Below are 12281 nucleotides of genomic sequence, written 5' to 3' on the forward strand. Positions count from 1 at the left end.
CGCCGGACGGGCGTGCCTTCGCCGGCCCCGCGGCGATGTGCGGGGCCGGCTTCGGGTTACTTCGCGCAGACCGCCTTGTCGGCCTCCACGCGCTGGATGTCCTCCGGCGCCTTCTGCGGGGCCGAGAGCGGGCTGCCCGCCTCGGTGAAGTCCGGGCCCAGGGTCAGCACCATCGGGTCCATCGCGCCGGCGTCCGTCGTCGTCGGCTTGAGGGCCGAGGCCGACAGGCCCATCATGTCGGCCAGCCGGCGGGCCTGGTCCGCCTGGTTGGGGGCGTAGACGAGCTGGGTCTTCTTCACGTCCTCCGGCGCGTTCGCCTGGTTCGTGGACTTCAGCACGCCTTCTTCGTTCTGCAGCCAGTCCAGGGCGTTCTGCGCGGAGCCGGCGGGGGCGCCGCCGTTGAAGACGTCGACCCGCACATCGGCCGCGTCGGCCATCTCGCCCTTCAGCTTGGCGGCCTCCTCGGCCTTCGCCGCGGCCTTCTCCTTCTTCTCCACCGCGGTGAAGGAGACGTCCTCGCGCATCATCGAGAAGACCTGCGGCGCCTTGGACTTGTCGAGGATGACCGTGGCCTTGTCGTCCGGATTGTCCAGCACCGGGACCGTGGTGAACGTGATGTTCTTGGGGTCGACGGAGGCCAGTTCCATGCCCAGCTTGCGGAGCTGGTTTATGTCGCCGATCTTGTCGTCGACGGTGAGCGCCTTGGTGGCCGCCTCGGCGAGCGACCACATCTTGGTGGGGCTGGTCAGGGTGTCGTTGGACTTCAGCTTGCGCATCAGGGAGCCCAGGAACTGCTGCTGGATCTCGATGCGGCTCAGGTCGCTGCCGAATCCCACGGAGTGCCGGGTACGCAGGAAGGACAGGGCCTGCTCACCCTGGATGGTGTGCTCCCCCTTGGACAGCTTGAGGTGGGAGTCCTTGTCGTCGATGTCCTTGGCGAGACAGACGTCCACACCTCCGACGGCGGTCGTCAGGGACTTGACCGCGTTGAAGTCGGCCACCATGAAGTGGTCGGGCGTGATGCCGGTGAGCTCGGTGACGGTCCGCATGGTGCAGCTGGGGGTGCGCTCGGACTGTCCGAGGCTGGTGTTGAAGCGTCCGCCGGACGTCCCCGGGATGTCCTTCTCCTCGCCGTTCTCCAGCTTCGTCGGACATTCGGGGATGTCCGTTATCAGGTCACGCGGGATGCTCAGCGCGGTCGCGTTCGTGCGGTCCTTGGAGACATGGAAGAGGATGTTGGTGTCGGCGTGGCCGACACTGCCCGAGTCTCCGTAGCCCTCGTTGCCCGCGCCGGTCCTCTTGTCGGTCCCGATCACCAGGACGTTGATCGCCCGGTCCTTGCTGAAGCCACCGGTGCCTGCGCCGTCGGTCGAGACGGCGGTGATGTTGCCGTTGAAGTGCTGGTACACGAAGTAGCCGGTGGTACCGACGCCCACCATCAGGAGGGCGAGCACGCCGCCGGTCCACACCAGGGCCTTCTTCTTGCGGGACTTCTGGGGCTTCGCCTTGCGGCGCCCGGTGGCCGGTACGGCCGCCCGGCTCCCCGGCTTCCGCGCCTCGTCCCGGTCCCCGCGTCCGCCGCCCGCGCCCCGGCGCCCGCCGCGCTGACCGGGCACGGAGGCCCTGTCGCCGGGCGACGGCGTCTCCGGCTTCGACCTTCGGCGCGGTCCGGGTGTTCTGGCATCGGTCGTACCGGTCGACGCGGATGATCGCCCTGTGGAGGGGGTCAGTCGCAGTTCGTAATCACCGGTGTCGGGGTTGAGTACCCACTGGTCTGCGGGGTCGATGCCCTCGTCCCGCCCACGGCCTTGCGCGTCCACGGTTGCCTGCGTCCTCCGTCGGGGCCACGCGCGGCGCCTCCCCCTTTTCAAGGCGCGCGGTGTGTCTTACGGCAGTGTCGACCTGGAAGGTCGGCTGCACCGGAGCGCTCACACTAGCTGGCCACCGGCCTACGGGCGACGATCGTGACAAATCAAGCCTCACACAGGGGACATACCGCAACATTCGCCACTACTTGCCCCTCCATCGCGCCACTGAACCCGGGCATCACAAGTCGCAGGAGCCTGCCGGAGTCGGTTCAAGCCAGATTTCATACAGAAGTGGCCACAAGGAATCCCCAAACAAGTCGCCAATTCTCCTATAGTTGCCGTGACTTGATCAGGAACAATCAGCTCCAGTTGTGGTCCTTTCACCGTCACCACACCGGAATATCCCGATTGTCCCTCCGCCGCACCTGTCCCTTCCTCCGCACCGTCCGCCCCGAGGACTCCGATTGCGCCCTTCACTCCGGCCGACCGCACTCGCCCTGCTGATATCGGCAGCCGTTACCGGTGCTCTGTGCCTGTGGGCGGTCGCCGCCGCTCCCGCCTCGGTACGGACCCCGCTCGCGTGGGGGGCGGGTGCCGCCGCCGTACTGCTGTGCGTCGCGGTGACCGTCACGGTCCACACGCTCGCCACCGCCCGAAATCTGCGTGCCCTGCGGGCCGCCGACTCCGAGCGCTTCACCGCCGAGACCTCCCGCCTCGTCTCGACCTCGGCCGCCGAGGCGCAGCGCTTCACCGCGGAGACCGCCCGGATCAGGGCGGCCGCCTCCGCCGAGGCGGCCCGGGTCACCGCCGAGGCCGACGACCGGGTCGCCCGGGTCACGGTCGAGGCCACCGAGCAGCACGAGCGGCTCACCGCCGAGGCCGCCCGACTCACCACCCGGGCCCGGCGTGCCGAGAACGAGCGCTCCGCAGCGATCTCCGCATGCGCCAACGCCGCGGGCCGGATGCAGGCCCTGTCCACGAGCATGCTGGCCGACCTGCGCGAGATGGAGCACCGGCACACCGCCGAGGACGTGCTCGGTGATCTGCTGCATCTGGACCACCGCACGGCCCAGGGGGGCCGCCTCGCCGACTCCATCGCCGTGCTGACCGGTGCGCGCTCCGGGCGCCGCTGGGCCAAGCCGATCGTGATGGAGTCGATCCTGCGCGGCGCGATGGGCCGTATCGGCAGCTACCAGCGCATCCGCCTCCACTCGACGAGTGACGTGGCGATCGCCGGCCACGCCGCCGAGGGCGTCATGCACGCCCTGGCCGAACTCCTCGACAACGCCGCAAACTTCTCGCCGCCCACCGCCGAGGTGCATGTGTACGTCGAGGAGGTCCCCGCAGGCATCGTTGTCACCGTCGAGGACAGCGGCCTGGTGATGAGCGATGTGCAGCTGCGCCGCGCCGAGCGGGCCGTGTCCGCCGACAACCAGGACCTCACCGGTATCTCCGGCACCCGGCTCGGCCTCGCCGTCGTCGGCCGGCTGGCCAGGAAGCACGGCCTCACCGTCTCCTTCCGGCCGTCGGCGCGCGGCGGCACGGGCGCGCTGATGATGCTGCCGCAGGAGCTCATCTCCCGTACGCCCGCTCCCCTCCCGGAGCCAGTCCGGCACCCCGAGCCCGTCCGGCACCCCGAGCCCGAGCCGGACCATGCGACGCCGGACATGGAGGACCGGGCCCCGGCCACCGCGGCATCGGACTCCCCCGTCCCCGCGTCGCGTGCGGAGGCCGCACCCGGGAAGCCGGAGTCCGCGTCCGAGTCCACCGGCGCCGTCCCCCAGTTCGGCGAGAGCGGGCTGCCCAAGCGCCGCCGCGGCCGCACCCTGGCCGCCGCCGAAGCACGTACCGGCAATGCCGCCCCCGGCGAAGCCGAATCCCCCCGGCCCCGTACCACCGACCCGAAGGTCCAGGCTGCCCGCTTCAGCACCTTCAGCCAGGCGGTACGTGCCAATTCCCCGCACCCGGAAGGCAACACCCGATGAGCGCGACCACCGACGAGAAGCTCAACTGGCTGCTGGAGGGGCTGCTCGACCGCACGCCCGGCGCCCGGCACGCCCTCGTCCTCTCCCGGGACGGCCTGAAGCTGTGCCGTACCCCCGAACTCTCCGTCGACCAGGCCGACCAGCTGGCCGCGATCTCCGCGGGCATCCAGAGCCTGTCGCACGGGGCGTCCATCGAGTTCGGTGACGGCACCGGCGGCGTACGGTCCGCGATGACCGAGTTCTACGGCGGTGTGCTGTTCATCGTCGAGGCGGGCGCGGGCGCCCACCTGGCGGTCGTGGCCGCTGAGGACTCCGACGTCGGCCTCGTCGGCCACAACATGAGCGAACTCGTCGAGCAGCTGGGCGAGTACCTCGTCGCCCCGCCGCGCGACGCGGCCCCGGCCGCGGAAACCGCGGACGTATGACTTCCGTCCCGCGCCCCCGGCCCGGACGCGACGACGACCCGGACAGGCTGTACACCCTCACGGGTGGCCGCAGCCGGTCCGACTCGGCCGCGTTCGACCTGGTGACGCTCGTCGTCGCCGAGTGCGAACCGAACCCCGGGATGCAGTCGGAGCACGTCGCGATCCTGCGGATGTGCCACAGCCCCACTGCGGTCGTCGAGATCTCGGCCACCCTGAATCTGCCCGTCAGCATCGTCCGCATCATGCTGTGCGACCTGCTCGACACCGGCCGGATCAGCGCCCGCCACCCCCGTACTGCCCGTGTCGCGGACCGGCTCCCCGACACCGACACCCTGGAACAGGTGCTCGTTGGACTCCGCAACCTCTGACCGTGCCGCCCTGCAGGCGACGGCCGACAACGGACTGAAGATCGTCGTCGTCGGCGGCTTCGGGGTCGGCAAGACCACCATGGTCCGATCCGTGAGCGAGATCCGTCCGCTCAACACGGAAGAGACCATGACCCGCGCGGGCGAGGCCGTCGACGACCTCGACGGTGTGCACTCCAAGACGTCCACCACGGTCGCCTTCGACTTCGGCCGCATCACGCTCGACGCGCGTTCGGTCCTCTACCTCTTCGGCGCGCCCGGACAGGAACGCTTCTGGTTCCTGTGGGACCGCCTGTTCTCCGGCACCCTGGGCGCCGTCGTCCTCGTCGACACCCGACGGCTCGCCGACTCCTGGTACGCGATCGACCGCCTGGAGCACCACGGCACGCCGTTCATCGTCGCGTGCAACGACTTCGGCGGCCCGCTCCACACCGAGCAGCAGATCCGCGAGGCACTCGACCTCTCGCCCGACGTCCCGCTCGTGGAGTGCGACGCCCGGGACCGTTCGTCCAGCAAGTACGTCCTGATCACGCTGGTCGAGCACCTCTACGCACTCTCCGTCGCCCGGAAGAAGGGCGCGGAAGCGGCCCTGGCAGGCAGCCCTGCCCCGTCGGCCGCAAAGACCCCGGAGCCGACGCCGTGACCCAGTGCCCCGTGTCCCACGGTTCCGTCCCCCTGTCCGGGCCACGGTTCCAGACCGACCCCGTGCAGCTGTACCGGGACATGCGCCGCGACCACGGCGCCGTGGCCCCGGTCGTGCTCGACGGCGACATACCCGCCTGGCTGATCGTCGGTTACCGCGAACTGCACCAGGTCACCAACGACCCGGTGCTCTTCAGCCGGGACTCGGACCTGTGGAACCAGTGGGACAACATCCCGGACGGCTGGCCGCTGCTGCCGATGATCGGCCGCAAGCAGCCGTCGATCCTCTACACGGTCGGTGAGCGGCACACCGTCCGCGCGGCCATGATCAGCAATGCGCTTGAGGCCGTGGACCCGTTCACGCTGAAGGGGTACGCGGAGGAGTTCGCCGACAGCCTCATCGACCGGTTCTGCGCGACCGGGCGGACCGACATCATCGCCGAGTACGCGATGCTGCTCCCGGCCCGTGTGCTGGCCAAGCTCTACGGGTTCAGCGACGAGGTCGGCGGGCCGCTCGTGGGAGCGCTCAACGACATGATCGACGGCCGCGAGCGGGCCCTGGCCGGCCAGCAGCACCTCGGCGAGGCCATGGGCCGGCTCCTGGCCGACAAGCACGCCGAGCCCGACGACGACGTCGCGACCAGGATGGTGAACGACCCCGGCGACTTCACCGACGAGGAGGTCGCCCAGGACCTCATGGTCATGATGGCGGCCGGCCACCAGCCCACCGCCGACTGGATCGGCAACTCGCTGCGGCTGATGCTGACCGACGACCGCTTCGCCGCCTCGCTCTCCGGCGGCCGGCACAGCGTCGCCGAGGCGATGAACGAGGTCCTCTGGGAGGACACTCCCACCCAGAACGTGGCCGGCCGCTGGGCCTCCCGCGACACCCACCTCGGCGGACGCCACATCCGCGCCGGCGACATGCTGCTGCTCGGCATCGCCGCGGCCAACGGTGACCCGCAGGTGCGCACCGACGGCTCCACGCTGACCGGCGGCAACAACGCCTTCCTCTCCTTCGGCCACGGCGAGCACCGCTGCCCGTTCCCGGCCCAGGAGACAGCCGAGGTCATCGCCCGTACGGGAATCGAGGTGCTCCTGGACCGGCTCCCGGACATCGACCTCGACGTCCCCGAGGACCAGCTGACCCGGCGCCCGTCCCCGTGGCTGCGCGGGCTGACGGACCTGCCGGTGCACTTCACGCCCACCCTTGCACTTGGAGGCCAGAAATGACCCGGATCGTCCTCGATCCCCTCGTCGCCGACCTCGACACCGAGAGCGCCGCGCTGCGCGCCGCCGGCCCGCTGGCCGAGGTGGAGCTCCCCGGCGGGGTGCACTGCTACGCCGTGACGCATCACGCCGAGGCCCGCCAGCTGCTCACCGACAGCCGTGTGGTCAAGGACATCAACGTCTGGAACGCCTGGCAGCGCGGCGAGATCCCGATGGACTGGCCGCTGATCGGTCTCGCCAACCCGGGCCGCTCCATGCTGACGGTCGACGGCGCCGACCACCGCAGGCTGCGCACCCTCGTCGCACAGGCCCTGACCGTGAAGCGGGTGGAGCGGCTGAGGGCCGGCATCGAGGCGCTGACGAACGCGTCCCTGGACCGGCTCGCGGCACTGCCCAAGGGCGAAGCGGTCGACCTGAAGGCGGAGTTCGCCTATCCCCTGCCGATGAACGTCATCAGCGAACTGATGGGCGTGGACGCGGCCGACCATCCCCGGCTCAAGGAGCTGTTCGAGAAGTTCTTCTCGACGCAGACCCCGCCGGAGGAGGTCCCGCAGATGATGGCGGACCTCGGCACCCTCTTCACGAAGATCGTCGACGACAAGCGGGCGAACCCGGGCGACGACCTGACCAGCGCCCTGATCGCGGCGTCCGAGGACGGCGACCACCTCACCAACGAGGAGATCGTCAACACGCTGCAGCTGATCATCGCGGCCGGCCACGAGACCACGATCAGCCTGGTCGTCAATGTCGTCGAGGCGCTCCAGACCCACCCCGAGCAGCGCAAGCGCGTGCTGAACGGCGAGGTGCCGTGGGAGAACGTGATCGAGGAGACCCTGCGCTGGAACACCCCGACCTCGCACGTCCTGATCCGCTTCGCGACCGAGGACATCGAGGTCGGCGACAAGGTCCTGCCGAAGGGTGAGGCCCTGATCGTCTCCTTCGGCGCTCTGGGGCGCGACGAGAAGCAGTACGGACCGACCGCCGGTGAGTTCGACATCACCCGGTCCCCCAACCGCCACATCGCCTTCGGCCACGGCCCGCACGTCTGCCCGGGCGCCGCGCTGTCCCGCCTGGAGGCGGGGGTCGCGCTGCCCGCGCTGTACGAGCGCTTCCCCGATCTGGACCTCGCGGTACCGGCCTCCGACCTGCGGAACAAGCCGATCGTGACCCAGAACGACCTGTACGAGCTGCCCGTCGATCTGGGCTGATCGCGCGCCTCTCCTTCCGGCCGCACCGGCCATCCACGATCCGGAGTGTGTGTCTCATCCGACGGACACGGTCCTCGACCGCTTCCGGGAGGGACTACGCTCCGGATCGTGGCTGACATCCAGATTCCCGCTGACCTCAAGCCCGCCGACGGACGTTTCGGCGCCGGGCCCTCCAAGGTGCGGACGGAGGCGGTCGACGCGCTGGCCGCGACCGGCACCTCTCTCCTCGGTACGTCCCACCGCCAGGCTCCGGTGAAGAACCTGGTCGGCGAGGTACGTGACGGCGTACGCAGCCTCTTCTCCCTCCCCGAGGGATACGAGGTCATCCTGGGCAACGGCGGCTCCACCGCCTTCTGGGACGTCGCGACCCACGGTCTGATCGAGAACAAGTCCCAGCACCTGAACTTCGGCGAGTTCTCGTCCAAGTTCGCGAAGGCCGCCAAGCTCGCCCCGTGGCTCGCCGACCCGACCGTCATCGCCTCGGACCCGGGCACCCACCCGGACCCGAAGGCCGAGGCGGGCGTCGACGTCTACGCCTTCACCCACAACGAGACCTCGACGGGTGTCGCAGCCCCGATCGAGCGGGTCGCGGGCGCCGACGAGGGCTCCCTCGTCCTGGTGGACGCCACCTCCGGTGCGGGCGGCCTCCCGGTCGACATCACCGAGACGGATGTCTACTACTTCGCCCCCCAGAAGTCCTTCGCCTCCGACGGCGGCCTGTGGATCGGCGTGTTCTCCCCGGCAGCCCTGGACCGCGCCGCGCGCGTCCACGCCTCGGGCCGGCACATCCCGGAGTTCTTCTCGCTGCCCACCGCGATCGACAACTCCCTGAAGAACCAGACGTACAACACCCCGGCGCTGGCCACCCTCTTCCTGCTGAACGAGCAGCTGAAGTGGATGAACACCCAGGGCGGCCTGGACTTCACGACCGGCCGCACGGCCGCGTCCTCGCAAGCCCTGTACGGCTGGGCCGAGGAGTCCAAGTACGCCACCCCGTTCGTCACCGACCCGGCGAAGCGCTCGCAGGTCATCGGCACGATCGACTTCGAGGACGGCATCGACGCGGCGGCCGTCGCCAAGGTGCTCCGCGCCAACGGCATCGTCGACACGGAGCCCTACCGCAAGCTGGGCCGCAACCAGCTGCGCGTGGCGATGTTCCCGGCGATCGACCCGGCGGACGTCCAGGCTCTCACCGCCTGCATCGACTACGTGATCGACAAGCTCTGACGGTTACGCGTCCGGAACGGCCCCGCACACCCCGGTGTGCGGGGCCGTTCCTGGTCTACGCCCCCGGCCAGTCGGCCGCACTTCCCGCGTCGATCGGTGCCGACATGACGCTCGACGTCGCCGAGCTGGTCAAGGCGGGCCGCCCCCGCGCGTAAGGCCTCGCCGGATTCCCGCAGTCCGCCGGCTCATCGACCGGTCGACGCGCGCCTACCCCGCTTCCTGAGCCCCGGCCAGCCTCGCGCGGAGCTCCCGGACTCCCGCGCTCCACTGCTCGCCCTCCCCCACGTCCGCCCACAGCTCCAGCAGCTCGGACTCCCCCGCCAGCACCCGGTCCAGCGCCCGCACGGCGGGCTCGCGCAGCTCAGGGGGGAGCGGGGGCAGCGCCTCGTCGGGGCCGTAGACGGAGTCCACCGGTGTCCCGCCCGGGTGCTGTGCGGCGAGCAGCGCCGCCGCCGCGATCGCCACCACCCCGTCGTCGGCGTCGAGGTACTCCTCCGGTCCCGTGCGGGCCGCGAAGGCCAGTGCCTCCCGGATCATCTCCTCGCGCCTGCCGGGCGGCGCGTCGTCGAGATTCCCCGCGAAGTCCGCGGCGGTGTCGCTGTCGAAATGGCCCATCCCCCAGGTCCCCACGGAACCTCCTTCTCTGTCGGTCTCGCCATCCTCCCGCCCGCCACTGACAATCGGCTTCGGCGTCATCTCTCGCCTTCCGTGACGCGGATGACGAGGACTGCCACGTCGTCACGTTGCGGGACCTTTGACAGTCCTCGGGAAAGCGTCTCCAGGAGTTGCGGCAGTGGCTGGTCGCCGTATGTCGCCAGGGTGGATGCCGTCTGCCGGATGCTCGCGTCGATGTCGTCGTCACGGCGTTCGACCAGCCCGTCGGTGTACAGCAGGAGCACGCTGTCCCGGGGGAGTTCGTGCGTGTGGTCGTGGCGGGCGAGGCCGCTCGACGCGCCGAGAAGCAGGAGGTCGTGCTCGCCCAGGGCCGAGACGCTGCCGTCGGGCGTACGCAGCAGCGGTGGCGGATGTCCCGCGTTGGACCAGGTCAGCCGCCACCGGCCGCCGTCCGGGTCGAGGCGGGCGTGCACCGCGGTGGCGCCCGGACCGAGGGGCAGAACGTCGAAGGCGCTGTCGACCGCGTCGAGCGCGGCGGCGGGTGAGTGCGCGGGATGACCGAGAGTGGCCTGGCGGAGCATGCTGCGGACCTGGCCCATCACGGTTGCGGCCCGGACGTCGTGTCCGATGACGTCGCCGACGGACAGCATCAGAGCGCGCTGCGGGGCGGGCGGGAGCGGCGGCAGCAGGTAGGCGTCGTACCAGTCGCCGCCCACCATGTCCTGATCGGTGGCCGGCAGGTACAGGGCGGCCATGTCCAGGCCCGGCACGTCCGGCAGTTCGGTCAGCATCGCGGCCTGGAGCTGTTCGGCGGTGCTCAGCCGGTTCTCGACGAACAGGGTGCGCTCCACCGCCTGGCTCACGTATCCGGCCACCGCGGTGAGGACCGCCTCCTCCGTCAGAGCCAGGGCGTGGGGACGGGACCAGCACCACGTCAGCACGCCACGGCCACCCGGCAGCGGGACGCACAGCACGGACCGGAGCCCCAGGGAGTCGTACCCGGCCACGGCCTCGGGGCTGAAGCCGGCCACGAGTGCCTCGTGGTCGGGGACGAAGACGGTGCGCCGTTCGCGCATGGCCAGGGCGCTGGGGAAACCGGCGTCCAGGTCCAGGCGGTCGATGGCGGTCTCCACCGGCCGCACGTCGTCCGGGTCGACCACACGCCGCAGTCCCCGGCCGTCCGCGATCAGCAGGCCCACGAAGGACGGCTCGGCGGGCCCGCGGAACAGGTTCCGCAGGCGACGGGTGAGGTCCGTCAGGCCGCGGGAGTGACCGAGCTCGACCGAGGCGCGCAGCAGCAGGCCGGCATGGTCGCGGTCCTGCCGGATCAGCTCGGTGGCGATCCTCAGCCGCAGCTCCACCGAGCAGGCGGCGGTGAGGTCCTCGAGGTCCTGCAGCTCGTCCGCGGTCCACTCCCGGGGCTCGTGGTCGATGGCGCAGAGCGACCCGAGGACGTGTCCGTCGGCGTCGGTGAGCGGCATACCGGCGTACGCGATCACCTGGAGGTCGGGAATGGCGAGACTGGCGCAGGTGCGCGGATGCGTCCGCGTGTCGTTGAGGATCAGCGGCCTGCCGTCGAAGACGACGTGCTGGCAGAAGGAGTGGCTCAGAGGGGTCTCGCGCCGCGCTGCCCAGGGCTCGGCCAGTCCGATCATGCCGGGAAAGACCTGCCGGTCGGCCTCCAGCAGCGAGACCAGCGAGACCGGGACGCGGAGGAGCCGGGCGACCAGCCTCGCGAACCGGTCCATGCCGCGATCGGCCGCCGCCGTGAGCCCGGCGAGCCGCAGGGCCTCCAGCCTCCCCAGTTCGCCCACCCCAGGGCCTCCGTCGATTGCCTGGCAGGAGCCGCGGTGTCCGCACACCACACACTACGAAGGTATAAGACAATTTCCGTTATGTCGTGATCAGGGGCCATGCCGGGAGTCCGCCGCCCGACCCGGCGCGACCTCCCGGGACATGTCCCGCCTCCACCGCACCTCGCCGTCCTCCCACTCACCCGTCGGCAGCAGTCCCGCGGCCGAGGCAACGGCGGCGGAGGCCGCGTGGTCCGGGTGGATGTGGGCGACGACGATACGGACCGGGCCCCGCTCCAGCAGGTGCCGGACCATGCCCGTCGCCGCCTCCTTCGCGTAGCCCCTGCCCTGCCACGGTGTTCCGACCACCCAGGCCACCTCCGCCCGCGGCCCACGCACCGTGGCCTGCACATAACCCGCCAGGCATCCTTCGGTACGCACCCGGAGCACCCAGTTCCACCAGAGTTCGGCGGGGTCGGGCGAGCCGGCGCCCTGGCGCTCGTAGCGTGCGCGCAGGGTGGCGGCGTCCTCCGGGGTGCCTCCCGTATAGGTGTGCAGGGCGGGGTCGAAGAGGGCCGCGGCCATCTCCTCGGCGTGTGCGACGTCGAGCGGCAGCGCGTCGAGACGCGAGGTGGAGAAGGGCTCGGGGGCGCCGTTGACCTGCATGGGGCGGAGCCTACGCCGGGCCCTCCGCCGTGGGTCAGCGGCCGAGCCGCTGGAATCTGCGTACCGCCGGCGGCAGGAAGACCAGCGAGATCACGAGCGGCCGCACCAGCGCCATCAGCAGCGCGTGCTCCTCGACCCAGGTGCCCCCGCTCGCCACCGGGTTGCCGAACAGCTGACGGGCGGCGGTGACCGTGGGGGAGACCGGGTTCCGGGCGGCGACCGCGCCCAGCCAGCCAGGCATCGGCGAGGGGGCGACCACGACGCTGGAGATCATCGCCTTCGGTCTCGGCCGCATCGTCGACGGCTTCGAGGTCCTG

11 protein-coding genes and 2 pseudogenes are annotated in these 12281 nt (G+C 70.8%); 8 read left to right on the top strand and 5 right to left on the bottom strand.

Going from position 1 to position 12281, the window contains the following annotated elements:
- Positions 1–56: 56 nt before the first annotated feature.
- Entirely contained in the window at positions 57–1820 is a 1764-nt protein-coding gene (locus ACFWFI_RS01835) for an LCP family protein (protein ID WP_387384314.1), read from the bottom strand.
- Between the two features lie 452 nt (positions 1821–2272).
- On the opposite strand from ACFWFI_RS01835, the gene ACFWFI_RS01840 reads away from it, so the two are divergent.
- The 8 genes and pseudogenes from ACFWFI_RS01840 to ACFWFI_RS01875 all read left to right on the top strand — a co-directional run.
- On the top strand, positions 2273–3793 hold the full coding sequence (locus ACFWFI_RS01840; RefSeq protein WP_387384316.1) for a sensor histidine kinase: 1521 nt from the start codon (positions 2273–2275) through the stop codon (positions 3791–3793).
- Complete coding sequence (locus ACFWFI_RS01845) at positions 3790–4218, top strand: roadblock/LC7 domain-containing protein (protein WP_387384318.1); 429 nt, start codon at positions 3790–3792, stop codon at positions 4216–4218. The genes ACFWFI_RS01840 and ACFWFI_RS01845 overlap by 4 nt, the downstream gene beginning before the upstream one ends.
- Complete coding sequence (locus ACFWFI_RS01850) at positions 4215–4586, top strand: DUF742 domain-containing protein (RefSeq protein ID WP_387384320.1); 372 nt, start codon at positions 4215–4217, stop codon at positions 4584–4586. Before ACFWFI_RS01845 ends, ACFWFI_RS01850 begins: the two co-directional genes overlap by 4 nt.
- A complete protein-coding gene (locus ACFWFI_RS01855; protein WP_387384322.1) occupies positions 4567–5226 on the top strand; it encodes a GTP-binding protein in 660 nt (219 codons plus the stop codon). Before ACFWFI_RS01850 ends, ACFWFI_RS01855 begins: the two co-directional genes overlap by 20 nt.
- The gene (locus ACFWFI_RS01860) at positions 5223–6458 is read left to right on the top strand and encodes a cytochrome P450 (RefSeq protein WP_387384324.1); all 1236 of its coding nucleotides are present in this window, start codon (positions 5223–5225) and stop codon (positions 6456–6458) included. Before ACFWFI_RS01855 ends, ACFWFI_RS01860 begins: the two co-directional genes overlap by 4 nt.
- A complete protein-coding gene (locus tag ACFWFI_RS01865; protein WP_387384326.1) occupies positions 6455–7663 on the top strand; it encodes a cytochrome P450 family protein in 1209 nt (402 codons plus the stop codon). Before ACFWFI_RS01860 ends, ACFWFI_RS01865 begins: the two co-directional genes overlap by 4 nt.
- A gap of 108 nt (positions 7664–7771) precedes the next feature.
- A complete protein-coding gene (gene serC, locus ACFWFI_RS01870; RefSeq protein ID WP_387384328.1) occupies positions 7772–8890 on the top strand; it encodes a phosphoserine transaminase in 1119 nt (372 codons plus the stop codon).
- Between the two features lie 53 nt (positions 8891–8943).
- Positions 8944–9045 (top strand): annotated as a pseudogene (locus ACFWFI_RS01875) (Uma2 family endonuclease); the annotation flags it as partial.
- 52 nt (positions 9046–9097) lie between these two features.
- Here the strand turns inward: ACFWFI_RS01875 and ACFWFI_RS01880 are convergent.
- The 4 genes and pseudogenes from ACFWFI_RS01880 to ACFWFI_RS01895 form a co-directional block, all read right to left on the bottom strand.
- Positions 9098–9520, bottom strand: coding sequence for a DUF4259 domain-containing protein (locus ACFWFI_RS01880; RefSeq protein WP_387384330.1), 423 nt, complete (start codon positions 9518–9520; stop codon positions 9098–9100).
- 62 nt (positions 9521–9582) lie between these two features.
- Positions 9583–11319 (bottom strand): GAF domain-containing SpoIIE family protein phosphatase, encoded by a 1737-nt coding sequence (locus tag ACFWFI_RS01885; RefSeq protein WP_387384332.1) that lies wholly within the window; start codon positions 11317–11319, stop codon positions 9583–9585.
- Between the two features lie 90 nt (positions 11320–11409).
- Positions 11410–11964, bottom strand: coding sequence for a GNAT family N-acetyltransferase (locus ACFWFI_RS01890; protein ID WP_387384334.1), 555 nt, complete (start codon positions 11962–11964; stop codon positions 11410–11412).
- 34 nt (positions 11965–11998) lie between these two features.
- Positions 11999–12247 (bottom strand): annotated as a pseudogene (locus tag ACFWFI_RS01895) (ABC transporter permease); the annotation flags it as partial.
- Between the last annotated feature and the right edge of the window lie 34 nt (positions 12248–12281).

This window comes from Streptomyces sp. NPDC060209, assembly GCF_042728155.1.
Classification (GTDB): Bacteria; Actinomycetota; Actinomycetes; order Streptomycetales; family Streptomycetaceae; genus Streptomyces.